Origin of the sequence: Campylobacter sp. VBCF_01 NA2, assembly GCF_027797205.1 — a bacterium.
Lineage (GTDB): Bacteria > Campylobacterota > Campylobacteria > Campylobacterales > Campylobacteraceae > Campylobacter_B.
On the sequence record NZ_CP115607.1, the window covers coordinates 61,223 to 87,858 of the forward strand.

Genomic DNA, 26,636 nt, shown 5'->3' on the forward strand with positions numbered 1-26,636 from the left:
TAATAAATGAGACACAATCACGGATATAGAAAGCTAGGTCGCACTTCGTCTCATCGTGCTGCACTGCTAAAAAATTTAACTATCGCATTAGTAAATAGCGGCAAAATCGAGACAACGCTTCCTAAGGCAAAAGAGCTTAGAAGTTATGCTGAAAAACTAATCACAAGAGCTAGAAAAGGCGATAGCGAAGCTCATAGATTTGTTTTCGCTGCATTACAAGACAAAGGCGCAACAAACAAACTAGTTACCGAAATCGCTCCAAAATACGAGGGCGTAAATGGTGGCTATACTCGCGTCATCAAAACTCGCGTTCGCCGTGGCGACGCAGCTGAGATGGCATACATCGAGCTAATTAGCAAATAATCAAAATTCGGGAGAAATCCCGAATTTTAAATTTTAAAATTCTTCAAATTTCCCTTTAAATTTCAACCTTTAAATTTAGATTTTAATCCCAAATTTACGCAAAATATTGTAATATTTCGACTTTTAAAAGCCTCAAAAATAAAAAAAGGAAAAAGTTGCAAATCCAAAATGATTTTTTAAAAAAACTAATTGATTTAAGGCACAAAATCGCCTTTGGTCTTATCCTTATCATCACCTGCGCGCTAATGGCGTATTCAAAGAGCTTTATGACAATCGCCTTTGGAATTTGCATTTTTATCTTTGCGATAAATTTGCTAAATCAAGCCCTAAGCGGTCTAAGCATAATCGAAAATTTCTTACACAGCGTAACTTCTAGCAAATTTAAAAGCTTCCTTTTTGGGTTTATCACGACCTTTATCATGCAATCAAGCGGCCTAGTTAGCGTGCTTGCGATATCGTTTTTAAGCGCGGGGCTAATCGGGCTTAGCGCTGGGCTAGCTATCATTTGCGGGGCAAATTTGGGCACGGTTTCTGGTGGCTGGCTCTTTGCACTGGGGCTAAAAACGCAAATCGCATACTACGCAATGCCTCTGATAATTCTAGGCTCGCTGTTTTTATTCACCAAAAACCAAAATTCCAAAAGTTTTGGCTATTTTTTATTTAGTTTAGGGCTTTTGTTTTTAGGAATCCACTATATGAAGGGCGGATTTGAGGAGATCAAAGACACGGTCGATCTAGCAAAATACGCTATGAGCGGGTTTGGCGGGCTTTTGATTTACACATTTGTGGGTATTGTCATTACGATACTGACCCAGAGCTCGCACGCCACGCTCGCCCTTGTCATCGCAGCTCTTGGCGCGTCGCAAATAAGCTACGAAAACGCAATCGCAATCGCCATTGGCTCAAATATCGGAAGCACAATCGTGGCAGTCATCGGCTCACTTTCGGCGAATTTCGACGGAAAAAAGCTAATGCTTGGCCATGTGATTTTCAATGTCGCCACGGCTGTTTTGGTGATCGCACTGATAAAATACTTTGTGCTTGCCACAGACTGGGTGAGTGCGTATGTGGGGATAAAAAGCGATGATTACGCGCTTAAACTCGCTGTTTTTCACACGATTTTTAATACTTTTGGGTGCATGATTTTTTATCCGCTGATTTCAAAACTTGAAATTTTACTAAACAAAATCATCACCGGCAAGGTCAAACGCGCCAAAATCATCAAGGCAAAATTTCTCGACGAAAACGCGCAAAAGGTGCCAAATACAGCATTTATCCTGCTTATCAAAGAAATGGGCAGGCTGTATTCTAACACCGTCTCAATCGTGGCAAAATCAATCAGCATTAGCAAAAATGACCTTAGCTCAGAGCTTGGCTCGGCTGAGATTATCGCCAAACGCTCGAAGCCAAAGGAGATAAATTTCGACGAGCTTTACGAAAACCGCTTCAAAGAGCTTTACTCTCAAATCACAGACTATCTCATCGGCGCTAGCGCAAACGCCAAAGACAGCGATTTGGCGCGCTTTATGAATATCCGCAGAGCTAGCCTGCTTCTAGCCGAAACGCTAAAAGATGTCAAACTAATCCAGCCAAATATCTTTAAATTTATGAGCTCATCGAACGAGCATATCCGCGCCGAATACGACAAACTGCGCGCAAAAATCGTGAAAATGCTCCGCATTATGGATAATTTGCGCGATTTCGAAATTGATAGCAAAGAGGGTATGAAGGAGCTTAGGGCGCTTTTTGAAGAATACCGCAAAAGCGCGCTTGCGCCCGATAAACTTTTAGCTGGGAAGCTCATTTCAAACAAAATGGCGACCTCGCTGATGAACGATATGGAAATCGTCAATGAAATCACTTCAAGGCTTTTAAAAATCGTGGAAATTACATTTAATTACGGCAAAGAAAACGATGATTTTGAAATCATCCGCGATAATCTGCGCCCAAAAGAGGCGTGAAATTTAGCTTTTATGTCAAATTTAAGTAGTAAATTCGCACCAAATTTAGCCCCTTTTGGTAAAGGGGCATTTGGATTAATCCGCCAAATTTATCGTATCGATAATCTCTCTGGCATGGATTGCGTAGTCGTTGGCAAGGGCTTTTTGGAAAATTTCGGCTAGTTGCTCATACGAGCCATCACCTCCGCCGAAAAACTCGCTATCGCCGAAATTTCGCTCATTTGTAGAGATTGTTTTATTATAAATCGGCTTGCCGTTTTTTAGAATTTTAAGCTTCAAATCGTAGCTGATAAATGGTTTGGCCGTCACATCAAAGCCATCTGCGCTATAAAAGCCAAATTTAAAATCGCTGATTTGCGGGACGATTAAAAGCGCGCTAGGGCTTATGAGTTTTTCATCGCTTATCGTATTTGCTCGCACCAAATACGAGCCGATAAATCGCTTCGTCTCGCCTCCGACAAACTCGCCAAGGCTAAGGGTTAGATCCTTTTTTTTGCCAAGGCTAGTTGAAGAGACGAAAGTTTGCTCGCTCATAATATCAGCCGGGATATAAATTTGAGTTTCCCTCATGGCGTTTGCGACTAGGATATTTTCATCATACGGGGCGACATCTGCGCCGTTTTTGAACTCGGCCTTGTGTGCGCAACCGGCAAAAAGTGCGCAAACAAGGGCAAAAGAAAAAAGCTTTTTCACGAAATTTCCTTTATTTTATCACTTTTACGACATCGTCAAATGCACGGCGTAGTTTTTTAGGCTGCGGATTTACGCGGTATCCAAACGGAAGCACGAGTGCCACGCGGCGGTCGTTTGGCTCGTATCCTAGCACTCTTGTAAGCTCAGCCCTATCATCAATCCCCTCGATTGCACAGCTATCGATCCCACGACTTGCGGCCTCGTTCATCATAGTCATCGCTGCGAACATGCATTGAGCGTGCGACCAGCCAAATAGCAATTCATCGTCATTTTTGAAATTTGCATTTAAAAATTCATCGTAGAATTTCACCCTTGCTTCGCGCTCTTCTGCGCTTTTGTCCTCACGGCGAGAAATCATTTTGGCGATGTATTCACTGCCGTTTTTGAGCTCAGAAATTTTCGCCATGATTACGACAAGGCGCGCTGAGGTGGTGATTTGAGGCTGTTTCCAGCAAAGATTGCAAATTTTTTGCTTCATTTCATCATTTTGGATAACCAAAAAATCCCATTGTTCAAGCCCAGTCGAGCTTGGAGCTAAAATTCCAGCTTCTAGGATTGCTCTGAAATCCTCGTCTGATATTTTTTTGTTTTCGTCAAAAATTTTGCATGCGTGGCGAAAATTTAAAATTTCTGTATGTGTCATACTCTCTCCTTATTTTAGTTTGATTATGTAGCCATTGGCGAAATTCTCAAAGCTAGCGTTTGATTCGCCGCTGATTTCGAGGGTGTAAAAGCCCTCATCTCTGGTGATATTAATGTCATAAAACCCGCCCACATTTACCATAAATCCAGCCTGACTAAGCTTCATTTCGTCCCTAAAAAGCTCGATTTTTGCGAATTTGCTTTTGTTTGTATCGAGGGATTTAATCTCATCTTTTGTGATGATTTCGAGACTATGATTTTTGATAACGAACTGCAATTTATCATCAAATTTGATCGTCTCTAACGGCAAATCAAGGCGTGGCGTAAAATATGGCTTAGGCATAGAAATACCGCCGTTTTGCTCCAAATTTGGGTCATTTGAAGTGACAGAAACATCTAAAATTTTAGAAAGCGCAGGTTTAGCTCGTGCGCTTAGCATAAAATCATCTCGCCAATCCACAGAGCGATTTATGTCGATGATTTTTTCCTGTGTTGCGCCATTTTCGTCGCTATAACGCACCACGATTTGCTCGATTATCTTGGCGTTTGAGGGGAGTGAAAAGAGCTGCGAAGTGAAGTCATCTGGCGGGATTATGGGTTTTATGACTTGAAATTTAGGTGCGCTTAAATTTTGTTCTGCGCTTGAATTTTTGTCTTTGTTTGTGGAATTGGTGTCTAAATTCGCGCTAGAATTCGTATCAGCTAGCAGTAAAACTGCGCATAAAAAGGGTAGTAAAATTTTCATTTAACCAAATCCGGATCTAGCAATCTGCGCTCCAAATATGTCTTTTGAAGCTCGGCATTTTCACTTTTTAGCCTCTCGATATCCGAAAACAAAAACGCCTTTTGCTTTTGCAAATCGCGCAAAACCTCCAACGAGCGCTTGCCAAAAAGCACATCGTATAAGAAAAATCCAGCGTAAGCGATAGCCACTAGCCCGCAAAGCGCAATGGCGATTTTTTTAAATGGCGATTCGATTTTTCTGAAATTTCTAGGTTTGCTAAATTTTGGCGAATTTTGCGAATTTTGCGAATTTTGTTTTGGCGCAGTATTCGCTGTGCGGGCAGAATTTGCGCCCGAATTTGGCTTTTGCGCCGAATTTGCGCCAAATTCTTGCTCGTAGAAATTCCCGGCTAAATTTTCACTTTTGCCCTCTTGCTCATCGTAAAATTTAGCCCCGATTTGGCTTAAAATTTCGCTATCATCGCCAAATTGTGCGCGCTGGGCGTAAGAGCCAAGCTCGCGCGCACCACTACCCTTTTTTTTAAAAAGCATTATAGTTTGTTGCCTAAAAATTCGTCGCTTTCGCACTCGATTTCAAGCAAGCGGTTGTATTTTGCGTTTCGCTCGCTTCTTGAAGTAGCGCCTGTTTTGATTTCGCCTGTATTTAGCGCGACCGCAAAATCAGCGATAAACGCATCTTCGCTCTCACCACTTCTGTGGCTCATAATGCAACGATAGCCGTTGCGTTGCGCTAGGCGCACGGTTTGCATGGTTTGGCTAACAGAGCCAATTTGATTTGGTTTAATCAAAATCGCATTTGCCACGCCTTTTTTGATACCTTCTAGTAAAATTTTCTCGTTTGTTACAAACAAATCATCGCCCACGAGTTGCACTTTTTTGCCAAGGCGCTCAGTTAGCTTTTTCCAGCCGTCCCAGTCATCTTCGCTTAGACCATCTTCGATAGAGAAAATCGGGTATTTTTCGCACAAATTCGCGTAGTATTCGATTAGCTCTTCGCTTGTGAATTCTCTGCCTTCTAATTTGTATTTTCCGTCCTCGTAAAGCTCGCTAGAAGCGACATCTAGGGCGATTTTAATCTGCTCGCCTGGTTTGTATCCAGCCTTTTCGATTGCGCTCATAATGATTTTAATCGGCTCTTCGTTGTCTTTTAAATTTGGTGCAAAACCACCCTCATCGCCCACAGCTGTGCTATGACCTGCGTCATTTAGGATTTTCTTTAAAGTTTGATAAATCTCGGCTGCTGCGCGCAAAGCGTCGCTGAAATTATCGAAACCAAACGGCATAATCATAAATTCTTGGAAATCCACGCTGTTGTTTGCGTGTGCGCCACCATTGATGATATTAAACATCGGCACAGGCAAAACGCTAGCGTTTGCCCCACCCAAATAGCGATATAGTGGCATATTTAGGCTTTTTGCAGCCGCTCTTGCAACCGCCATAGATACGCCCAAAACAGCATTTGCGCCTAAATTTGAGTAATTCTCAGTGCCGTCAAGCTCTAACATAGTATCATCGATAAATTTTTGATTATACGCATCGGCTCCCACGATTGCCTCAGCGATTGCTTCATTTACATTAGCGACCGCTTTTAGCACGCCTTTTCCGCCAAATCTCGCGTCTTTATCGCGTAACTCCAAAGCCTCTCTTTTGCCAGTGCTTGCCCCACTTGGCACTACTGCGCTCGCTACCGTGCCGTCGCTTAGCTCGACTGTGGCTTTAACCGTCGGATTACCTCTGCTATCTAAAACCTCGATTGCATACACATTTTCTACGAATACCATTATTCTTCTCCTTTATCATCATCGCTAGAATCGCTTAAATTCACGCCTTCGCTTCCCATTTGTTCTTTTATTTTGCCTAGAATTTCATCAGCTACGCTTGGATTGTTTTCTAGGTAAATTTTGGCATTTTCTCTGCCTTGACCAAGCTTCGTATCGCCATAGCTAAACCACGCGCCACTTTTATCGACAATGTCGAGTTTGACGCCATAATCTATTAACTCGCCGACTTTGGAAACGCCCTTGCCAAACATAATGTCAAATTCTGCCACTTTAAACGGCGGAGCCACCTTGTTTTTGACCACTTTTACCTTCGCGCGGTTGCCGATTGGTTCCTCATTTTGTTTGAGTGTGGCGATTTTGCGGATATCGATACGCACTGATGAGTAAAATTTCAGCGCATTTCCGCCTGTGGTGGTCTCTGGCGAGCCGTATCCTGTCATACCGATTTTCATACGAATTTGGTTGATGAAAATCACCGTTGTTCCCATTTTATGCACGACGCCTGTGAGTTTGCGAAGAGCTTGGCTCATAAGTCTAGCTTGAAGTCCTACATGCTGATCGCCCATATCGCCGTCGATTTCGCTCTTTGGCGTAAGTGCTGCGACGCTATCTACAATTATCAAATCAATTGCGCCACTTTTGGCTAGGGTTTCGACGATATCAAGGGCCTGCTCGCCAAAATCAGGTTGGCTTACATATAGATTGTCTGTATCTACGCCCAAATTTGCGGCGTATTTGACATCTAGCGCGTGCTCGGCATCGACAAATGCGCAAATTCCGCCAGCCTTTTGGCACTCGGCGATGATATGAAGTGTCAAAGTAGTTTTACCAGAGCTTTCTGGTCCGTAAATTTCGATAATTCTGCCCTTTGGCACGCCACCGATTCCAAGGGCGATATCAAGGCCGACTGAGCCTGTGGATATCGCGTCGATCGCCTCGACTTGCTTATCGCCAAGGCGAACCAAAGTGCCTTTGCCAAACGCTTTGTCAATCGATTTTAGCGCGGCGTCAAGGGTTTTTTTCTTTCCTTCGTCCATACTATTCCTTAAAAAAAATTTACCGCTGATTTTAGCAAAATAACTTTAATAATAGGTTGTGTTATATGGCGAAATTTAACCCTTTTTTGTTATGATTGCACAAAATCAAATTTAAGGTAAGATTATGAAAAACATTAGCGTTGCTCACTCGCCCGATGCGGACGATATTTTTATGTATATGGCGATAAAATTTGGCTGGGTTAGCTCAAATTTGCTTAAATTTAACAACACAGCAGATGACATACAAACTCTAAATTTAAGCGCATTAAACGGAATTTACGATGTTTGTGCGATTTCTTTTGCATTGTATCCAAAAATTTACGCTGATTACGCTCTACTTCGCACGGCTGTGAGCTTTGGCGAAGGCTATGGCCCAAAACTGATAAAGAAAAAAGGCGTGAAGCTAAAACCGAATTTCAAAGTCGCCCTAAGTGGCGAACACACGACAAATGCGATGATTTTTCGCATTGCTTACCCAAACGCTAGAATTGTGTATAAAAATTTCTTGGAAATCGAAAATGCCGTGCTTAGCGGAGAGGTCGATGCTGGGGTGCTGATACACGAGAGCATTTTGGATTTTTCTAGCGATTTGTGCGTGGAACGCGAAATTTGGGATATTTGGAGCGAGTTAAACGGCGAAAATTTACCGCTTCCACTTGGCGGTATGGCACTTCGCAGATCGCTGCCACTCACAGACGCGATTGAATGCGAAAGGGTGCTAACCGATGCCGTGCGGGTCGCTCATGCAAATAAATCTTTGCTTTCAAAAATGCTGATTGAGCGAGATTTGGTGCGAGTTGATGATAAAAAACTAGAAAAGTATCTAGGTCTTTATGCCAACGAAAATTCGATTACGATGAACGAAACGCAACTAAACGCAGTGCAAAAGCTCTTTGATTTGGGCTTTGAAAATGGCTTTTACAGCGAACAAATTTGCGCACGAGATATGCTGATACCAACGGAATATAGCGAGATTAGGAATTCGTAGGATTTTAAATTTCGCAAAAATACTGCCCCGAAATTTTAAATTCGTGGCAATGACAAATTGAGTTTAAATTTTGCCTAATTTGTCATTGCGAGCGCAGCGAAGCAATCCAGCCACGCCGTCAAGCGTTTTTAAATTAAATTTAAAGTGAGAAAATTTGACTATAAGAGAAATAGAAGTTTTAAGAAAATTAGCATTAAATAAGATTAATGGACTAAAAATTCCGTTTTTTCTTTCAACTCTCGCAATCCCAATTGCGGTCGGATTTTTGTTATATAAATTTGGCGATATAGAATTTGCTTTGCCTTTGGCTATTGTAATTTTTGGTATGTCAGCGATGAAATATATAATGATAGATTTTATTGACGCAGACCAGCCTATGACCATAAAAAGAGAAATAATGCCATTTTTGCCACTGTTAATTTTAATGTATTTTGCTGATGATATAACCAAATTTATACCAAATTTCGGCTATGTATTGCTTACGATATTTACAATACTTGCTATGATTATGTCGTTTTTATTGCTTGTGAAATTCGCGAAAATGGACGAAATAAAAAAATACAAAGATTTATTCAAAAATAGATATTTAAAGGACTATCTTGCAAAATTTGGCTATGAATACCAAGAAAAAGGCACATTAGACCAAATAATTTTAAAACATAGTAAATTATTTAACCCGTCCGAAATTTCAAATATAAACGATAAAATTTGCGGGAAAATCGACAAGGTAGAATTTGTTTTTTGTGATTTAATTATCAAAAAAGAGCTAAAAGACGCGCTGTATTTTGGCGTGTTTTTTTATGCAGAATTTAACAAAAATATAAAATCAAAAACTTTCATAAAATCAAAAGACAGCAAGATAAAAACCGCGGAAAATTTGAAAAAAATCGTTATGGACGACACGAAATTTAACCACACTTTCGAAGTTTATAGCACAGATGCTATAAATGCTATGTATATATTAAGCCCTGCATTGATGAAGAGAATTTTAAGCCTAAAATGGCATTTAAATTTTCCGATTAGCATTAGCTTTGTGGGAAGCAAAATTTACATTTTTATCGATACAGGCAAGGATAATTTCGAGCCAAATATCGATATAAGTGCGATAAAATCGGATAGAATTATCAAAACAGAACTCTCGCACTTTTTATCTATCGTAAAAACTCTAAATTTAAATACAAGAATTTGGAAAGTGTGAAATATTGTATAATAACGCAAAAATTTAAGGCATAGTTATGGCGAAAATTTATAAGGAAATTGATTTTTCAAAATATAGTTCGGTGAAAATCGGTGGCGTGGAAAAAGTTGAAATTTTAGACGAAAACAGCGAATTTAACGGCTTTGTCGTGGGTGGGGCAAATAATCTTTTAATCTCGCCAAATCCGCCACAAATCGGCATTTTAGATGATAAATTTGATTTCATCGCACTTGACGGCGACATTTTAAAAATCGGCGCAAAAACAAAAAGCGGTAAAATTTACAACTTCGCAAAACGGCAAAATCTCGCAAATTTCGAGTTTTTAAAAAATATCCCGGGCACACTTGGCGGACTTCTTACGATGAACGCAGGACTTATGGGCTTTGAAATTAGCCAAAATTTGCTAAGCGTTCGCACAAGTCTTGGCGAATTTGGCAAAGACGAGTTAAATTTCGCCTATCGCCACAGCGAAATAAAGGGCATTATTTTGGAAGCCAAATTTAGAGTTTCGCGCGGTTTCGACGCAACCCTTAGCGAAGCAATCGCGCAAAAAAGGGCAAATCAGCCAAAGGGTGCAAGTTTTGGAAGCTGTTTTAAAAATCCGCAGGGCGATAGCGCTGGTAGGCTCATCGAAGCAGTGGGTTTAAAGGGCTTTCGTGTCGGAAACTGCGGATTTAGCGAGATCCACGCAAATTTTCTCATAAACTACGGCGGTGCGACATATTTTGAGGCAATCACGCTCATAAATTTAGCCAAAATGCGCGTAAAAGCCGAATTTGGCGTGGATTTACACGAGGAAGTGGTGATTTTATAGCGCCAAGTTTCCTTGCGCGCTTGCTGATAAATAAATTTTAAGCGAATTTGCGATATAGGCTAGCCAAATTAATCACGGAGTTTTTCATGACTTGCAAGCACGATTTTTATAGCCATAAACCTATTATCCCAAGCCAAGCGTCGCACTCGCACAGCCACTCTCATGGCAACTCGCACAGCCACGAGCATTTTCGCAACCACGCTCACTCGCACCACGATCACAGCCACGCAGTGGGGGCGAACACAAACAAAAAAATGCTTAAAATTTGTATCGCAATTACGATTTTTGCGATGATTTTTCAATTCGTTTATTCTATCATTACAAATTCTCTCGCACTTTTAAGCGACACGCTCCACATGTTTAGCCACGCTTTTGCCCTAACTCTAAGCTATTTTGCGGTGAAAATTTCAGAATTTAGCGGTGGAAATGAACGGACATTTGGATTTTTTAGAGCTGAGATTTTAGTCGCTTTTGTAAATTCTATTATGAGTTTTGGGTTCGCCCTTTTTATCGTGTATGAGGCTGTGTGCAAACTGATAAACCCTGAAAGCATAGACGCAAAAACCCTTTTGGTGGCTGCTTTTATCGGGCTTGTAGCAAATGCGATGAGCGGACTTTTGCTAATCAAAGCTGATATGCAAAATATAAATATAAAATCCAGTTTCATACACATGATGAGCGATTTGCTAAGCTCGGTTGGCGTTATTTTGGGTGCTGTGATTGTGTATTTTACGGGTGCGTTTTGGGTGGATTGCGTTTTGGCTATGATGATTGCCTTTGTGATTGGAAAATGGTCATATTCTTTGGCGAAAGATAGCGTAAATGTGCTTTTAGAGACTTCGCCGATACCTATACAAAGCATAAAAAATGAAATTTTATCGCATGAGTTTGTGCTGGATACGCACGATATTCACCTTAGCGAAATTACGCATAATTTTTATGTTTTGACGGCTCATATCGTAATCGAGCGTGAAAATTTGGATAAATTTTCGCAAATTATATGCGAATTATCGCAAAATTTAATGCAAAATTTACATATCGCACACTGCACATTTCAGCCAGAGTGGAGTTGAAATTTGTGTTAAATTCGCACGAAATTTAACATTGAACGATTTCTTAAATTTTAGGCAAAATTTTGAAATTTTGCAAAAACACTAACCTTGAATTTTAAATTCGTAGATTGCTTCGTCGCTATCGCTTCTCGCAATGACAGATTGGGCATAAAATTTTAAATTTATGCCCAATGAATTTTACTGATAGTTTTACTCACTGACCATCAGAGACCCATTTTCCGCTGATGCCCTTTACGGCGTCTGCCGCTTTGATTTCCACATCGCTGTTATCTATATCTATCAGGTGATAGCGGTCGTTGCCCATATCCATTTCCTTCATATATGAAAGCTGTCTAAGTCCATGGCGAGTTTCTATGCGCTCGACGAGATCGTGCTTTGATGACTCTGGCAAGGCATAGACGAGATCAACCGATGCCTGATCTGCTGCTAGGATATCAAGCGAGGCGACGATGCCGATATCAGGAGTCACGACAGGGGCTGCGGCAGTTCCTTCGCAATCGCAAGAAACGCTCATATTGCGCAATACATTTATAAAGGCGATTTTGTGAGCGAAATATGTCGTTATTGCTTTGGTAGATTCGCTCATACGCTCCATAAGCTCTTCTTCGCTGATACTCCACTGACCTTTGCCCTCTGCGGTGTGGATCCATTTTTTACCTATTCGTCCGTCAGCGCAACCGATACCGATATTTTTATTCGAGCCTCCAAATCCGCCCATCATGTGTCCCTTGAAGTGAGTAAGGGCAAGAAACGAATCATAATCAAGGATATTTTTTCCCATAGACATTTCGCTAAACCATTTACCATGTGGCACCGGTAGCAACGCTGTCCCAGCTTCGTCTATTATATCTACCCTAGAAAAAGTCCAGCCATTTGTTTCGAGAGTTTTGCGGTGATCTTCTGTGTTATACCTTGCGCCTGCGTAATATGTGTTTGTCTCTACAATAGAGGCATTAGCAAGACGAGAACTCATAAGCTCCTTTACCCATGGGCGCGGAATAATATTTGGTCCGTGTGGCTCTCCGGTGTGGAGTTTGACCGCGACTTTGCCGACCAATACGCTTTTAATTTTATCAAATATTTTAACTAGTCCTGCGGGAGAGAGATCCCTTGTAAAATATACATAAGACTCAGGCCCTTTGCGCTGCTCATACGAGATATAGCGTTCTCCGCCGACACCAGGGACTGGGTTTTTAGACGCGTTTGTTTCGTCTTTTTTCTCCGTTGCGCTAGCATAGTTTGAGAGAGCACCAAGTGCCGCTGCGGCTCCTGCCATTTTCACAAACTTGCGCCTTACAATATCTTGCATAGCCTATACCTCTCTTTCTTAAATATTATACAGTTCTTTACTATTATAAAACAATTCAGTTAATAAAATATTTTTGCGCTTCGGCCTTATCCTCAAACGGCGTGGCTATAAATTTTTCATTTTCGATGATGACTTCGTAGCTTGTGCCTGGTTGAAATTTCATATAAGTTAGCGCGAATTTCGCCGCTAACTCCATATCATCGCGACTAGCACCACGCGAAATGAGCGAGTATGCACCTACGAGCGGTTCGGTAAATTTAATGCGCACAAATTTTGGATTTTGGATATTTCTTAGGCGCGCATTATCTTCCTCGTTGCGTCCGATTATCATTTTTGCGCCACCGTTTAGGCGCAAATGACGGCCGAATTTTAAAATTTCAGCGTCCTGCGGGGTCTGCAATTTTTCAAATTTCATCATATCTTTGATTTTATCGGCGTAGCTTTGGATTGTAAGCAAACACCCGCCAGCTGGCGTTTCGTAATCATCAAAGCCAAATTCCCCCGCTAACTCCATTTGGCGCGTTCGTCCCCTGCCGCTGATATCTAGCAGTTTTTCGCGATCGACCCAGCCGTTGATTTCAGGCGCGCTTGGTGCCATTAGTTTCGCGCTTAGTGGGCGCAAGATTAGGTTATTTTCATCGCTACTTAGTTTGCGCACCTGCGCCATTGCAGCGGCCCTTTGGCTCATCGGGCGCTGTCCTAGCACCTCGCCAGAAATCACAAAACTAGCCCCAAGTGCTTCTAGCATAGAAAGCGCGGTTTTAAACATATACCCGTGGCAGTCTATGCAGGGGTTAAACTGCTTGCCATAGCCGTATTTTGGGCTAAAAAGCACATTTTGCAAATACTCATCTCTGATATCCACGCGCAAAAATTCAGCCCCAGCCATGCGCGCTCGCTCGCTCATAATCTCGCTTTTATCATCTTTACCACCAAAGCCAATATCCATATAAAGTGCCGTAACGCCGATATTTTGCATAGTTATTAATTTTATGGCTAGCATCGAATCTAGCCCACCGCTAAAAAGTGCGAGTGCCTTCATTTTTTTCCTTTTAATTCGTTTATTTTTTTTTGATATTCGAGGATTTTATCGAGCCTGTCAGGGTCGTTTGAAACAAGCAATTTTTGCATTTGCTCCTCTAAAACCCTGCGACGAAGAAGCATGCAGGCCTTGATAAAATTCGTCTCGTTTGTAATGGCTAAAATTTTATTATCCAAGGCAAGCGCGCGCAGACTTTGCTCGTCATCTTCGCTTTTTTGCGCTGATATCAGGGCTTCATAGACTCTGCCATGCATACGGAAATCCTGCACGCTAAGGCAGTTTAGGCCGTTTGCCATGAAATTTTCGTTTAAAAGCATGGATTTTATGACTTGAAGCTCGGTTATGTCTTTTAAATTTGAGCTTTCTGGTTTTGGCGCGTTTTCTTGCGGTTTTAAATTTTGCTTTGGCGCGAAATTTGCGCTCGCACCCGAATTTGAACTTAGCGAAAACGCACTAGGCGAAACATCTAAAATTTGCGCTACCAAACTCGTATATGACTGCGCTACCACGGGATTTAGCGCGTTAGTAAATTCTTTGATTTCATTTAGAGCTTGTTCTTTTTGCACAGGGCGGGTTAGGTCGTATTTTTTGGCGATTTGCCTAATCAAAAACTCTCCGCCCTCCATGCCATTAGCGTAAATTTGGGCTAGTTCGCGCACTTTGCCAGCTTGCACCATATCGGCTGGATCTGCGCCACCGCCTATGATAACCACGCTATTATCAATCCCGTTTGCGCATAAGAGTCTAGCACTTTTTATCGCAGCGTTGATTCCTGCGCTATCTCCGTCGAAGCTTAAAATCACGCGCAAATCCCCGCGTTTAATCAGTGGCAAATGTAGTGGCGTCAAAGCTGTGCCGAGCACGGCTACTGCGTTGTCGATACCTGCTTGATGAAGCATTATGACATCCATATAGCCCTCTGTGATGATGAGGGTTTTTTTATCATACGCGCTTTTTTTGGCTAGATTGTAAGCGTAAAAAATCCGCGATTTATCAAAAACCGCGCACTGGGGCGAATTTACATATTTGGCAGGATTGCCACTAATCGTGCGCCCGCCAAAGCCCACGATTTTGCCCGTGTGGTTGTGAATCGGAAATGTAATGCGCTCGATAAAGCTAGCATAGCTTCCGCGCTCGTTTTGCTTAATCGCGCCCACATTAAAGGCGTCGCGCGCTTCGATTTGCTCGTTTTGCAAAACACGGATTGTCTGCGCACTAGGCCCAGCCCAGCCAAGGCCAAATTTCTGTATCGTCTCATCGCTAAGACCGCGCGAGTGCAGATACTCTACCGCGCTAGGATTGTTATAAAGCTGACTTTGGTAAAAAGCATTTAGAATTTCTAAAATTTTTTTATCTTCGCGCTGAAAATTGCGCTCATTTGTGTATTCGAGCTCGAAACCATACATCGAGGCTAGCTTTTCTACGGCTTCTTTGAAATTTAGCTTTTCATAGTCTTGGACGAATTTTATGGCATTTCCACCAGCCTTGCACGAAAAGCAGTGGAAAATCCCAAGCCGTGAGCTCACGCTCATGCTAGGGTGCGAATCATCGTGAAATGGGCAAATTCCGACGAAATTTGAGCCAGAGCGTTTGAGTGGGACATATCTTTCTACGACATCTACGATATCAGCGACGGCTAAAAGCCTTTCAATACTTTCATTTTTAATCATTTGCAAATTATACCCACACTTTGCTATAATCGCCCTTTATTTTATACCACGAGGCGAAATTTGGACAATTTTTTTCTTGATGATCGCGATCCGATTTTTGGGCTAATTGTTTTAATCAGCATTATTTTGTTAGTTAGCGTTTTAAGCTATGTTTGGGGGATTTTTCATAAAAAAAACGAAAGGACAAATTTAGAGAATTTTATCAAAAAATTTGACACCCTAGACGCGCTTAGCGACGCTCACCGCGAGCTTTTATCAAGCCCGCAAATCGATCAGCCTACCCTTGGGGTGTTAGCGAATTCTTTTGTCAAAAGTGGAGATTATGAGCGGGCGATTGAAATTTATCTAATCGCGCTAAATAAAACCACAAACGGCGCACAAAGGGAGTTTGTGCTGACAAATTTAGGCATTGTATATTTTAAAGCTGGATTTATGGGCAGGGCTGAGGAGGTGTTTTTGGAAGCTTTGCGTCTGCGCCCACGCAATCAAACCGCGCTAAATCACCTAACCGTGATTTATGAGAGGCTTCGCAGGTTTGACGAGGCGTTGCAGGTCTTAGACGCGTTGCAAGAACAAGGCGTAGATGTCTGGCAAGGCGCGCAATATATCAGAGCTCAAATCATAGCAAATGACGCAAACACGCCATTTAGCGAGAAAATAAGGCAAATTTTAGCCCTAAATTTCAAGGGCGCAAAGAGATTCTGCATAGAGCTTTTTATTAAAAACAAAGAGCCATTTGGCGAATTTAGCGAATTTCCAAATTTGAGCGAAGTGATTGATTTAATCTATCCGCTAAAAACAGCCGTAAATTTGGGCGATAGCGACTATAATGCGCTTTTTTACGCGCTTGGTAGAAGCGAGAAAAAGCCAGAAAAACCTAGCCAAATTTTCGAAATAAACGCCCTTGTAGCGATGAAGGAAGCGGGATTTGCGGGGGCTAGTTTAGCCTTTTCGTATTCGTGCGCAAAATGCAAAAGCCAAGTTGGGATATTTTCTCATCGTTGCCCTGTGTGCTACGAAATGGCTAGCGTAGGCGTGAGTGCGAAAATCTCGGAAGCAAACAATGAAATCGGTCAGACTTTTTAGCGACGGTAGCAGTCTTGGAAACCCAGGAGCTGGGGGCTGGGCGTATATTTTAGAATACAAGGGCGCTAAAAAATGCGAGTGTGGCGGCAATGCGTGCGCTACAAATAACCAAATGGAGCTAACCGCGACGATTATGGGCTTAAAAGCGCTTAAAGAGCCATGTGAAGTGGAGCTTATCACAGATAGTCAGTATGTGGTAAATGCGATAAATTCGTGGCTTCATAAGTGGATAAAAACGGATTTTAAAAACAAAAAAAACGAGGATTTGTGGAGGGAGTATATCAGAGTGGCAAACGGCCATAAAATCACGGCAATTTGGGTAAAAGGGCATGCTGGACACCCGCAAAATGAGGCTTGCGACAGCCTAGCTAGGGGCGAGGCGCAAAAGTATAAAAAGGCTTAAATTTTGCAATGAGCGTTGCTAAATTTAAGAATTTTTGCAAATTTAATAAAGGAAAAAAATGCAAAATTTATCAAATTTAGAAGAAAAACTTGGTTATAAATTTAAGGATAAGGCAAGGCTTGCGGTCGCGCTAACGCACAGAAGCGCCAAAAATGGCGCAAACAACGAGAGATTGGAGTTTTTGGGCGACGCGGTTATGGATTTGATAGTAGGGGAGTATTTGTTTGTGAAATTTAACTCAAATGAGGGAGATCTCAGCAAACTGCGCGCGGCACTTGTCAATGAGACGAGTTTTTCGAAATTTGCTAGGTTTTTGGGGATTGGGGCGTGTCTGAATATGTCAGCTTCCGAGGAAAAAAACGGCGGCAGGGAGAAAAACTCGCTACTATCTGATGCTTTCGAGGCGACGATTGGCGCGCTGTATTTGGAGGTGGGGCTAGAAAAAACGGCCAAAATCGTAACCACTCTGCTAGAAAAAATTTATCCAAAGATCGAATTTAATGAGCTTGTGAAGGATTATAAAACCTCGCTTCAAGAAATCACGCAGGCAAAATTCGGCGTTACGCCCGAGTATCGCTTGCTAGGCTCAACTGGACCTGATCATAAAAAAAGCTTTGAAATGGCGGTTTTCGTGGGTGGCAAGGAGTTTGCTAGGGACATCGGAAACAGCAAAAAAGAAGCCGAACAAAAGGCAGCAAAGATTGCGATTGAGATTTTAGAAAAAAATTAGGATAAAAAATGAATACACTAGGTATAAAACTCAGGCTTTCGACTTTTGGGGAGAGCCACGGCGTGGCGATTGGTGGCGTATTAGACGGCTTTCCGGCAGGTGTGAAAATCGATACTAAATTTTTACAAGCCGAACTAGACAAAAGAAAACCCGGCGGTAAATTTGCCACTTCACGCAAAGAAAGCGATGAGGTGCAGATTTTAAGTGGCGTGTTTGACGGGCTTAGCACGGGTGCGCCGATAGGATTTGTGATTTACAACGCAAATCAGCACTCAAAAGACTATGAAAATTTAAAAGAGCTTTTTCGCCCGGGACACGCTGATTTTGGCTATTTTGCTAAATACGGCATTAGGGATCACAGAGGCGGGGGCAGAAGCTCGGCAAGAGAAACGGCGATAAGGGTCGCAGGTGGGGCGTTTGCGCAGATGCTTTTAAATGAATTTGGCGTGAGCGTGAAAAGCGGAATTTTAAGCGTAGGCGAAATAAATGCTGAGAATTTAGAGTTCGAAAATGCCGATAATAGCGAGATTTTCGCACTTGATAAGGGTGTGGAGAATTCGCAAAAAGAGCTAATCGCAAATTTAAAGAAAAAAGGCGAGAGCGTGGGTGCGAGTGTGCTAACAATCGCAAATGGTGTGCCAAAGGGGCTTGGAGAGCCGCTTTATGCTAAGGCTGACGCGTTAATCGGCGGGGCATTCGTGGGGCTAAATGGCGTAAAAGCCGTAGAAATTGGCGACGGCGTAAAAGCTTCGGGCAAATTTGGAAGCGAAAATAACGATTTTATGGATAAAAATGGCTTTAAATCAAACCACGCAGGTGGCATTCTAGGCGGTATTACAACAGGGGAGCAAATCATCATAAAAACGCATTTTAAGCCAACGCCTAGCATTTTTGCCGATCAGCCGACGATTGATAAAAATGGCGATGAAACGATTTGTTCGCTTCGTGGTCGCCACGATCCTTGTATCGGAGTGCGTGGCAGTGTCGTCTGCACGGCACTTTTACGGCTGATTTTGGCTGATTTACTTCTGCTAAATGTAAGTGCAAATTTGGGGAATTTAAAGAAAATTTATGGGTAAATTTAATGCAAAATAGTATTTTAAACCAAAATAAAATTTACCCATTAGAATTAAAAAATTCAAAAGTGATTAAAAATTTGTCAATTTTGCAAATTTTTGTTTCATTATTTTTTGCTATGGCATTTATTCCGTTTTTTCTTTCGCCTTTTGGCAAATTTGAATTTTATTTTGCCTTGTCTTATTTTGTGATTTATTCAATAAGGGCTTTTAAATTTAAAATATTTTTAAAAAACAGCAACAAAGCAAATCTTTTTAAAATACTTATCGTAGGAATTACGCTAATTTCATTATATTGGATTTCGTTTGGTTATTTGGATTATATTAAAGAGTATGCGAAATTTATAGCTATTTTGCCAATTTTAGGTTTTTTGCTGATTGTAAAAGCATATTTGATGACAGATTATATTGATTTCAAACTTTCGGCATTATTGCATTTTTTTTATCTTTTGTCTATTTTATTGGGACTATTTGCTTTGCTTGATAGTGAGCCAATTGAACACGCTATTATGGCGGCTGGGTTGGCTGGTATTATAATTATTATTCCAATGTTTTTTCTATTTGTATTCTTTATTGAAACTATTGCTGAGTTTATATTTTGGAAAAAAATTTTAAAAAATAAAAGGGTCAGTTTAAAGGAAAAAAATGAGTAATAATCTTCCAAATTGGGGCGAAATTTTCCCCTTAAAATCGGGGTTAGGAAGCGTAACTTACATTAAGCCGACCATTAAAAATAAAAATATAATCGTGGGCGAATTTAGCTACTATGCTGGGCAGGATTTTGAGGGGCAGGTTACGCACCATTATGATTTCATCGGCGACAGGCTAATCATCGGCAAATTTTGTCAAATAGGTTTTGGGGTGGAGTTTATGATGAACGGCGCAAACCACGCTATGGGCGGTGTTAGCACATTTCCGTTTTATATTTTTAAGGGCTTTTCGCAAGACGCTCCGAGCCTTGATAAATTGCCGATTAAAGGCGACACGGTGGTCGGAAACGATGTGTGGATAGGGCAACGCTCGCTCATATTACCAGGAGCTAAAATCGGTGATGGCGTGATAATCGGCGCTAATAGCGTAGTCGGTGGCGAGATAGAGCCGTATAGCATAGTCGCCGGAAACCCTGCACGGCTAGTGCGAAAACGCTTTGATGATGAGATGATAAATTTGCTTTTAGAGTTTAAATGGTGGGACAAAAGCGTGGCAGAAATCGAAAATTTGGGCGAAATTCTTTCAAGCGATGATTTAGTAAGCGTAAAAGAAAAAATCAAAGAAATGCTTGGAAAAACCGAATAAATTTAATCAAATTTGATTGAAATTTGGCGGTGCAAATTTCAATCAAAACCAAATTTTAAATCTCACCTTTTAAAATTTTAACTATTGTGCGAGGCAGTATTTCATGCTCGATTTCGTGGATTTTGGCTTCCCACTCATCGCGCGTTTTGCCCTCTCTGGCAAAAGCCTCTTGGGCTATGATTTTGCCCCCGTCAAGCTCCGCGCTGACTAGATGCACGCTCACACCGCCTACTTGCATATCGCTTGCAAAGCTCTCGTCGATTGCGTGCGCGCCCTTGAAAAGTGGCAGAAGCGACGGGTGCAGGTTAATCGCCCTGATTTGCTCGCAAAATACCGGCGTAAGCACTCTCATAAAGCCCGCTAGCACAGTTAGCTCGGCGCCACTTTTTTTGATAACTTCTACTACTTTTGCGTCAAATTCTTCTCTACTAACAAACGCTTTATGATCAATAACAACGCTTGTTAGTCCGTATTTTTCGGCTTTTTGGATACCTAACGCGTTAGGTTTGTTAGTTAGTGTTAGCGCGACCTCGATTTTAATATCGCCAAAAATTTTGCCATGAAGCTTTTCTAAAATCGCCTCTAAATTACTTCCGCTGCCGCTAAAAAGCACGGCTATTTTTTTCGTAACCATTTTATCTCCTCGATGATGTCAAATGGGTTTAGTGAATATGAGTTTTTTCTAAAATTTCGCCCAGCTAGTGCGTGAGCCAAAACACCATTTATCGCGGCTTCGCGTGAGCTATAACCTTGGGCTAAAAGCCCTGTGATGAGGCCTGATAGCACATCGCCACTGCCTGCTTTGGCTAGCGCGCTAACTCCCCTCTCGCACACAAAAAGCTCGCCATGGTGCGCTATAATGGTGTTTGCGCCTTTTAGCACGAGCACGGATTTGGTAGCAAGCGAAAATTTTCGTGCTAAGGCAAAGCGATCTTTTTGCACTTCGCTCACGCTTAAATTTGCGATTTTTGCCAAGCTTAGCAAGGCGGCAAATTCCTTCGGGTGTGGCGTGATAACGGCGTTTTCGTTAGTTTGCAAAATTTCAATGATTGAGTCAGAGTAGCACAAATCCGCGTCGATGACGCAAGGCGTGTTAGATAGGATTTGTGTGTCAAATTTCGCCCCTCCTAGCCCCATACCAGCCCCGATTGCGCTAGCGCCCAAAAACTCGTTTTTGCGCATTAAAATCGGATTTAGATTTTTTACCTTGCCTACGATGCTGACTAACCCTGCGCCGATTGCGTGCGCGCTAAGGGCGGCGATTTGGGCTGCGCCACTCATTTCGCCAGAGGCGATAAAGGCGTGGCCAAATTCGCCTTTATTTGTGTTTTTTTTCTTTCGAAATGGCAGGCGCAAATCGGACTTTTCTAGCAAAAACGCATCAGGCGAAGTGGCAAATTTATCCTCGCAAATGCCTAAATTTGCCAGTTTTATCTTGCCGGTAAAATCTTTTGCCAAATCGCTAAAAAGCGAGATTTTCAGCGCTCCCATACACACCGTGTAATCTGCCTCAAACGCCATAGGTCTTGGCACGCCAGCCAAATCAATTCCACTTGGGATATCAATGGCGATTTTTAGGGCTTTGGCATGGTTTGCTCGCCCTAGTATCTCGCATACTTTTTTATCCATATCGCGCGATAAACCGCTTCCAAAAACGCCGTCGATTATGCAGTCAAATTTGAAATTTTCCAAATTTTGGCTAAATTTCACGCCGACTTTTTTGGCAATTTCGCTTTGAAATTTAAACGCTTCGTTTTTTGGCTCGCCAAAGATTAAAAACGCCTCGCACAAATAATCCCCACTTAGCCTACGAAGCACGCAAATAGCGTCGTTTGCGTTATTTCCTGCGCCACATAGGGCTAAAATTTTTGCCCCCTTTTTCAGCTTTTTGCGGATTAAAATTTCTACGCCACTAGCGGCGTTTTCCATTAAAATTTTCTCATCAATGCCTAAATTTTGGCTTGCGTTTTTGTCAAATTCGGCTGTGCTAAAATATAAATTTTTCATATCTCGCTCCTTGTTCGAAAGCTCAGAGCTTCGAGTAAATGAACCTTTGCGATGACCTCGCTCTCGCTTAGATCAGCGATACTGCGTGCTACTTTTTTGGTTTTTATAATCCCTCTTTGGCTTAGATTATACCTGCTAATCGCGCTTTCTAGGATATTTTGCGCGCTTGATTCCAAAACGCAAAATTTCTGCACATCCTTATCGCTTAATTTCGCGTTTAGCTCGTTTTGCTGCCTTAATTTTTGCGCGCGAAAGGCGCACACCACCCTCTCATACATCTCTTCGCTAGATATGCTAGTTCTATCGTCCTTGCTGACCTCGTCCATAGCCACATACAGATCAATCCTATCAAGCAGTGGCCCAGAAATTACGCTTTTGTATTTTTTGATTTCGTTTGCCGAGCATGAGCATGAGGTCGATTGCGAAAACAAATGTCCGCACGGGCAGGGATTTTGCGCTGCGACAAAGATAAATTTCGTCTCATACTCTGTTTTGGAATTTACCCGAGAGATTAAAATTTTATTATCTTCGAGTGGTTCTCGCAGGCTTTCTAAAATTTGCTTTCCAAAGTGCGGAAGCTCATCGAAAAACAGCTCACCACCGTTTGCCAAAGCCACCTCGCCGATACGCGCCCCTAGCGAACCACCGCCGAAAATCGAGCTTCTGGTGCTTGTGTGATGAGGCGAACGAAAGGCTCTGAGTGCGCTAAAATCGACATTTTTGTTGTTTAATGACTCGTAAGCGCACGAAAGCAAAATCTCACTCACGCTTTGAGGTGGCAAAATTTGGGCTATGCGTTTAGCGCACATTGATTTGCCGCACCCTGGGCTACCCTCAAAGAGTATGTTATGCATACCGCTAGCGGCGATTAGGCTCGCTCTTTTGGCTCTTTCTTGGCCTTTTATGTCTTTGAAATTTAGGGTGAAATTTCGATTTGGGACATAAATTTCATTGCCGATTTTAATGATATCTTTAAAAATCGGGTGAGTTTCGCTCATAAGGCAGGTCGTGGCAAATTCATCATCGCTAAAAAATCTAATCGCTTCTGCTAAATTTTCGACCGCATAAACCTCGTAATTTGGGATTGTTGAGGCTCTAAGCGCGATTTCTTTTGGGACTAAAATTTTAGCATTTTTCACATGTGCGCTTAAAAACAGCAGCGTCGAAAACAAAGAGGCCGTGGATTTAAGCGTGCCGTCAAGTCCAAGCTCGCCAAATACGAAAAAATCGTCCCCAAAGCTCTCTTTTTGCAAAGCGATTAAAAGCGCGATTGCAAGGTCGAAGTGCGAGCCGTTTTTGGGCACATCAGAGGGGGAGAGATTTATAATGATTTTAGAGGCTGGGAATTTGAAATTTAGGCTCATCAAAGCCGCTTTTACCCTGCTTTCGCTCTCTTTGATTGTGGTTCCGGCAAGTCCAACGATATTAAAGCCAGGAAGGCCTCTGACAAATGTGCTTTCTACACTGACACTGATTAAAGTATCGGTAAAAACAGCGCATTTTAGAGATTTCATTTTGATTTTTCTTTTTTGTTTTTGCGGTATTCTTTGTCAAATTTTTTGCGGTTGTTGTAGCCTATGCGCTCGATAAAAAGGTGCCCGTCTAGGTGGTCTAGCTCGTGCTGGATACACACAGCCAAAAGCTCATCGGCGCTTAGCTCGTGTTTTTCGCCATTTCTATCTTGGTAATTTAGCATGATTTTGCGCGCTCTTTTGACCTCTTCGTAGTATCCTGGCACGCTAAGGCAACCTTCTTGGTAGATGATTTCATCTTCTTTTTGTGTGATTACGGGGTTTATGAGTTCGAGCAAATCGGCTTTGTCTTGCACACCCTCTTCGTTGGCTAAATTTATCACAACGGCTCTGATTGGATTAGCCACTTGGATAGCAGCTAGTCCAATGCCGTTTTTGCTTATCATGGTTTCATACATATCGTCTAAAAATTTCGCCAGCTCATCGTCAAATTTGACGACCTCTTTGGAGCGAACATGGAGTTTTTTGTTCGGATATGTAAGAATTTCTAAAACCATTATTTAAAGCTCTTTTCCAATACCTTGTCGATTAGTCCATACTCGCTGGCCTCTTTCGCGCTCATGAAAAAATCTCTCTCGCAGTCTTTTTCGATATCGCTTAAATTTTTGCCTGTGTTTTGGGCTAAAATTTGATTTAGTTGCGATTTCATACGCAAAATTTCTTTTGCTTGGATTTCGATATCGGTGGCTTGGCCTTGTGCTCCGCCGAGAGGTTGGTGAATCATAATGCGCGCATTTGGCAGGGCATATCGTTTGCCCTTGGTGCCACAACTAAGCAAAAATGCGCCCATTGAAGCAGCCTGACCTATGCAGATCGTGCTGACATCTGGTTTGATGTAATTCATAGTATCATAAATGCTAAATCCGCTCGTAACCACGCCACCGGGGCTGTTGATATACATATAGATATCTTTGTCTGGATCTTCTGCCTCTAAAAATAGCAGTTGGGCTACGATTGCGCTGGCTACATCGTCGTTGATTTCGCCACTTAGCATTACAATGCGATCTTTAAGCAAGCGAGAGTAGATATCATAACTCCTCTCGCCTCTGCTTGTTTGCTCGATTACATAAGGTAAAAACATTATTCGCCTTCTTTGTCGTCTTTGTTTTTGCTAAAAATATTGTTGAAAAGTTTTTCTTCGATTAGCGCCATTTTAACAGCTGGTAAAACCCCTCTTTTGCGATATTCTTCAAGGTGAGCTTTCGGATCTAGGCCGTTTGAGTAGGCTTCGAAGTAAATAGCTTGGATTAGCTCTTGATCGCTTACATCAATACCGCGTTTTTTAGCCAAAGCGTCGATTAAAAATGTGATTTTTACGCTTTTTTCTGCGCCAGCTCTAAATTCATCGCGTTTTTTCTCAATTGCTTTTTGATCTTTTTTAAATTCTTCGATTGTAGCCTCATCAAATGAGCGCCAAGCGTTGTTGAATTGTAAATTTATCTCTTGCTCGACGATTGATTTTGGCAAATCAAAGTTAAATTTCTCAGCCAAAGCATCAGCCATTTTTGGTTTTAACTCTTCTTCGATTTTTTTGCGAAGTTTGTCGTTTTTGAGTTGTTCTTTAATCGTGCTTTCAACCTTTTCTTTTGTAGGTTTTTCCTCGCCTGGAAGTATGCGTTTTAGCATATCCTCATCAAGCTCAGCAGCTGGTTTTTTGCACTGAATTTCATGTAGTTTTACTTTAAAAATCGCGTCTTTTCCTGCAAGGTGTTTAGCGCCGTATTCAGCTGGGAATTTCACGCTTACATCGCGCTCCTCGCCGACTTTTAGTCCAATCATACCGTCTTCAAAACCCGGGATAAATTGATTTGAGCCGATTTCAAGCACATAATCTTTCGCTTCGCCACCCTCGAAAGCCTCATTATCAACGAAACCTTTGAAGTCAAATTTGGCAAAATCGCCCTTTTCAAGCTCTGTTTTATCTGATTTTTCTAGTGGAGCGACCATTAGTAAAATTTTATTTATCTCGTCCTCGATTTCTTTTTTGGTTACGCGAGGTGTCGAAAACTCAGGGATTAGCTCCTCGTATCCGTCGATATTAACCTCTGGGCGGAAAGAAATTTCCATCTCTACATCGATATTTCCGTCTTTTTCATCGTATTTAGAAAAAATTGGCTCGCCGATTACTTCATCGGCTTTTTTATTTACGCTTTTGATTGATTCGTCGATGATATTTTTAAAAATCTCTTGTTTTGCATCTTGTTCTAACTGCGCGCCGTATCGTTTCATCACGACTGCTACTGGGACTTTGCCCTTTCTGAAACCGTCAATTTTAAGGTTTTTGGCGGCTTTTTTAGCAAGATCATCTACTTTTTTAGCGATAGTGTCTGCATCGATTTTTGTGCTTGCTACTGCGTTAGCAGAGTTTGTTAGCTTTGCATTGATTTCCATAAATTTCCTTTTAAAAAATTTTAAAATTAAAGCGCAGAATATACCAAAATTTTGCTTAATAATTTTAAAATTTGGCAAATTTTATTGTTTGGGGCTAAATTTTGCTTTTAAATTTTAGCGTTATAAAAGGGGAGTTTAAGTAATATGCGCGAAAAATTTTAAAGGAAAAATATGGACGAAAAAAGCAGGGAAGAATTCGCTTCTTGTGTCGCTAAAATGCTAACTTTGCTTGGCGAAAATCCTAAGCGCGAAGGGTTAATAAAAACGCCAATGCGTGTGGCAAAAGCGTATGAATTTCTTACTAGCGGATACGAGCAAGACCCCAAAGATGTGCTAAATGACGCACTTTTTGAGAGTTCAAATAATGAAATGGTGCTTATTAAGGATATTGAATTTTACAGCCTTTGTGAACACCACCTTTTGCCTATTATTGGGCGTGCGCATGTGGCGTATATACCTAATAAAAAGGTCGTTGGACTATCCAAAATTCCGCGTATGGTAAATATTTTCGCGCGAAGATTGCAAATCCAAGAACAACTCACCGAACAAATCGCAAATGCGCTCCAAGAGGTCATCAAGCCCCTTGGCGTGGGCGTCGTAATCCAAGCCCGCCACATGTGTATGGAAATGCGTGGCGTGCAAAAAATCAACTCCACTACGACAACTTCGGCTTTGCGTGGGCTATTTATCAGCCGAAACGACACTAGAAAAGAGTTTTTTGATTTGATAAATTCGCCAAAAACATTTGGATTTTAGCGTTGGTAAGTTAAGGTGAAATTTAGTCTAATGATTATATTATC

The 26,636-nt window shown here is 41.8% G+C and carries 28 protein-coding genes; 13 read left to right on the forward strand and 15 right to left on the reverse strand.

The window, feature by feature from the left end; translation table 11 throughout:
- Window positions 1-6: 6 nt before the first annotated feature.
- Together rplQ and PF027_RS00390 are read left to right on the forward strand one after the other, a co-directional pair.
- Window positions 7-363, forward strand: coding sequence for a 50S ribosomal protein L17 (gene rplQ / locus PF027_RS00385; RefSeq protein ID WP_270872058.1), 357 nt, complete (start codon window positions 7-9; stop codon window positions 361-363).
- A gap of 155 nt (window positions 364-518) precedes the next feature.
- On the forward strand, window positions 519-2,324 hold the full coding sequence (locus PF027_RS00390) for a Na/Pi cotransporter family protein (RefSeq protein WP_270872059.1): 1,806 nt from the start codon (window positions 519-521) through the stop codon (window positions 2,322-2,324).
- 75 nt (window positions 2,325-2,399) lie between these two features.
- On the opposite strand, the gene PF027_RS00395 is transcribed toward PF027_RS00390, so the two are convergent.
- From PF027_RS00395 to recA, 6 genes are read right to left on the reverse strand one after another with little or no spacing between them, the layout of a single operon-like run.
- Window positions 2,400-3,017 (reverse strand): hypothetical protein, encoded by a 618-nt coding sequence (locus PF027_RS00395; RefSeq protein WP_270872060.1) that lies wholly within the window; start codon window positions 3,015-3,017, stop codon window positions 2,400-2,402.
- A gap of 10 nt (window positions 3,018-3,027) precedes the next feature.
- On the reverse strand, window positions 3,028-3,660 hold the full coding sequence (locus tag PF027_RS00400) for an NAD(P)H-dependent oxidoreductase (protein ID WP_270865815.1): 633 nt from the start codon (window positions 3,658-3,660) through the stop codon (window positions 3,028-3,030).
- A gap of 9 nt (window positions 3,661-3,669) precedes the next feature.
- Window positions 3,670-4,404 carry a hypothetical protein gene (locus PF027_RS00405; protein ID WP_270872061.1) on the reverse strand — a complete coding sequence of 245 codons (735 nt, stop codon included), beginning with the start codon at window positions 4,402-4,404 and terminating at the stop codon, window positions 3,670-3,672.
- Complete coding sequence (locus PF027_RS00410) at window positions 4,401-4,934, reverse strand: FtsB family cell division protein (protein ID WP_270872062.1); 534 nt, start codon at window positions 4,932-4,934, stop codon at window positions 4,401-4,403. The genes PF027_RS00405 and PF027_RS00410 overlap by 4 nt, the downstream gene beginning before the upstream one ends.
- Entirely contained in the window at window positions 4,934-6,184 is a 1,251-nt protein-coding gene (gene eno, locus PF027_RS00415) for a phosphopyruvate hydratase (protein WP_270872063.1), read from the reverse strand. Before eno ends, PF027_RS00410 begins: the two co-directional genes overlap by 1 nt.
- Complete coding sequence (recA, locus tag PF027_RS00420; RefSeq protein WP_270858502.1) at window positions 6,184-7,221, reverse strand: recombinase RecA; 1,038 nt, start codon at window positions 7,219-7,221, stop codon at window positions 6,184-6,186. The genes eno and recA overlap by 1 nt, the downstream gene beginning before the upstream one ends.
- A gap of 124 nt (window positions 7,222-7,345) precedes the next feature.
- Here recA and PF027_RS00425 point away from each other — a divergent pair, with 124 nt between their 5' ends.
- The 4 genes from PF027_RS00425 to PF027_RS00440 all read left to right on the forward strand — a co-directional run bounded on the left by PF027_RS00425 (window position 7,346) and on the right by PF027_RS00440 (window position 11,294).
- The gene (locus PF027_RS00425; RefSeq protein WP_270872064.1) at window positions 7,346-8,209 is read left to right on the forward strand and encodes a menaquinone biosynthesis family protein; all 864 of its coding nucleotides are present in this window, start codon (window positions 7,346-7,348) and stop codon (window positions 8,207-8,209) included.
- 265 nt (window positions 8,210-8,474) lie between these two features.
- Window positions 8,475-9,407: a DUF3137 domain-containing protein gene (locus PF027_RS00430; protein WP_270876803.1), complete on the forward strand. Its 933-nt coding sequence runs from the start codon at window positions 8,475-8,477 to the stop codon at window positions 9,405-9,407.
- A 37-nt stretch (window positions 9,408-9,444) separates the two neighbouring features.
- Complete coding sequence (locus PF027_RS00435; protein ID WP_270872066.1) at window positions 9,445-10,221, forward strand: UDP-N-acetylmuramate dehydrogenase; 777 nt, start codon at window positions 9,445-9,447, stop codon at window positions 10,219-10,221.
- A gap of 86 nt (window positions 10,222-10,307) precedes the next feature.
- Window positions 10,308-11,294 carry a cation diffusion facilitator family transporter gene (locus PF027_RS00440; protein ID WP_270872067.1) on the forward strand — a complete coding sequence of 329 codons (987 nt, stop codon included), beginning with the start codon at window positions 10,308-10,310 and terminating at the stop codon, window positions 11,292-11,294.
- A 193-nt stretch (window positions 11,295-11,487) separates the two neighbouring features.
- On the opposite strand, the gene PF027_RS00445 is transcribed toward PF027_RS00440, so the two are convergent.
- From PF027_RS00445 to dnaG, 3 genes are read right to left on the reverse strand one after another with little or no spacing between them, the layout of a single operon-like run.
- Window positions 11,488-12,603, reverse strand: coding sequence for a DUF362 domain-containing protein (locus tag PF027_RS00445; protein ID WP_270872068.1), 1,116 nt, complete (start codon window positions 12,601-12,603; stop codon window positions 11,488-11,490).
- Between the two features lie 55 nt (window positions 12,604-12,658).
- Window positions 12,659-13,645: an argininosuccinate synthase domain-containing protein gene (locus tag PF027_RS00450; RefSeq protein ID WP_270872069.1), complete on the reverse strand. Its 987-nt coding sequence runs from the start codon at window positions 13,643-13,645 to the stop codon at window positions 12,659-12,661.
- Window positions 13,642-15,315, reverse strand: a complete 1,674-nt coding sequence (gene dnaG / locus PF027_RS00455; protein WP_270872070.1) for a DNA primase — start codon at window positions 15,313-15,315, stop codon at window positions 13,642-13,644. The genes PF027_RS00450 and dnaG overlap by 4 nt, the downstream gene beginning before the upstream one ends.
- 60 nt (window positions 15,316-15,375) lie before the next feature.
- Between dnaG and PF027_RS00460 the strand changes: the two genes are divergently transcribed.
- Genes PF027_RS00460 through PF027_RS00485 form a run of 6 tightly spaced genes read left to right on the forward strand, consistent with a single transcriptional unit; the run spans window position 15,376 to window position 19,906 of the window.
- The gene (locus PF027_RS00460) at window positions 15,376-16,401 is read left to right on the forward strand and encodes a tetratricopeptide repeat protein (protein WP_270868523.1); all 1,026 of its coding nucleotides are present in this window, start codon (window positions 15,376-15,378) and stop codon (window positions 16,399-16,401) included.
- Window positions 16,379-16,804 (forward strand): ribonuclease HI, encoded by a 426-nt coding sequence (gene rnhA, locus PF027_RS00465; RefSeq protein WP_270872071.1) that lies wholly within the window; start codon window positions 16,379-16,381, stop codon window positions 16,802-16,804. The genes PF027_RS00460 and rnhA overlap by 23 nt, the downstream gene beginning before the upstream one ends.
- A gap of 58 nt (window positions 16,805-16,862) precedes the next feature.
- Window positions 16,863-17,534: a ribonuclease III gene (gene rnc / locus PF027_RS00470; protein WP_270864748.1), complete on the forward strand. Its 672-nt coding sequence runs from the start codon at window positions 16,863-16,865 to the stop codon at window positions 17,532-17,534.
- Window positions 17,535-17,542: 8 nt separating this feature from the next.
- The gene (aroC, locus tag PF027_RS00475; protein ID WP_270872072.1) at window positions 17,543-18,613 is read left to right on the forward strand and encodes a chorismate synthase; all 1,071 of its coding nucleotides are present in this window, start codon (window positions 17,543-17,545) and stop codon (window positions 18,611-18,613) included.
- A 5-nt stretch (window positions 18,614-18,618) separates the two neighbouring features.
- Window positions 18,619-19,263 (forward strand): hypothetical protein, encoded by a 645-nt coding sequence (locus PF027_RS00480; RefSeq protein WP_270872073.1) that lies wholly within the window; start codon window positions 18,619-18,621, stop codon window positions 19,261-19,263.
- Window positions 19,256-19,906 (forward strand): CatB-related O-acetyltransferase, encoded by a 651-nt coding sequence (locus tag PF027_RS00485; protein ID WP_270872074.1) that lies wholly within the window; start codon window positions 19,256-19,258, stop codon window positions 19,904-19,906. Before PF027_RS00480 ends, PF027_RS00485 begins: the two co-directional genes overlap by 8 nt.
- Before the next feature lie 55 nt (window positions 19,907-19,961).
- On the opposite strand, the gene purN is transcribed toward PF027_RS00485, so the two are convergent.
- The 6 genes from purN to tig are packed head-to-tail and all read right to left on the reverse strand — an operon-like array spanning window position 19,962 to window position 25,836.
- Window positions 19,962-20,540 (reverse strand): phosphoribosylglycinamide formyltransferase, encoded by a 579-nt coding sequence (purN, locus tag PF027_RS00490; protein WP_270872075.1) that lies wholly within the window; start codon window positions 20,538-20,540, stop codon window positions 19,962-19,964.
- A complete protein-coding gene (locus PF027_RS00495; protein WP_270877278.1) occupies window positions 20,522-21,913 on the reverse strand; it encodes an NAD(P)H-hydrate dehydratase in 1,392 nt (463 codons plus the stop codon). Before PF027_RS00495 ends, purN begins: the two co-directional genes overlap by 19 nt.
- Window positions 21,910-23,427 carry a YifB family Mg chelatase-like AAA ATPase gene (locus tag PF027_RS00500; RefSeq protein ID WP_270877279.1) on the reverse strand — a complete coding sequence of 506 codons (1,518 nt, stop codon included), beginning with the start codon at window positions 23,425-23,427 and terminating at the stop codon, window positions 21,910-21,912. The genes PF027_RS00495 and PF027_RS00500 overlap by 4 nt, the downstream gene beginning before the upstream one ends.
- A complete protein-coding gene (gene def, locus PF027_RS00505) occupies window positions 23,424-23,942 on the reverse strand; it encodes a peptide deformylase (RefSeq protein ID WP_270877280.1) in 519 nt (172 codons plus the stop codon). Before def ends, PF027_RS00500 begins: the two co-directional genes overlap by 4 nt.
- Window positions 23,942-24,526, reverse strand: a complete 585-nt coding sequence (gene clpP / locus PF027_RS00510) for an ATP-dependent Clp endopeptidase proteolytic subunit ClpP (RefSeq protein WP_270858485.1) — start codon at window positions 24,524-24,526, stop codon at window positions 23,942-23,944. The genes def and clpP overlap by 1 nt, the downstream gene beginning before the upstream one ends.
- Window positions 24,526-25,836 carry a trigger factor gene (gene tig, locus PF027_RS00515; RefSeq protein WP_270858484.1) on the reverse strand — a complete coding sequence of 437 codons (1,311 nt, stop codon included), beginning with the start codon at window positions 25,834-25,836 and terminating at the stop codon, window positions 24,526-24,528. Before tig ends, clpP begins: the two co-directional genes overlap by 1 nt.
- Window positions 25,837-26,007: 171 nt before the next feature.
- Here tig and folE point away from each other — a divergent pair, with 171 nt between their 5' ends.
- Window positions 26,008-26,592, forward strand: a complete 585-nt coding sequence (folE, locus tag PF027_RS00520; protein ID WP_270869311.1) for a GTP cyclohydrolase I FolE — start codon at window positions 26,008-26,010, stop codon at window positions 26,590-26,592.
- Window positions 26,593-26,636: the final 44 nt, after the last annotated feature.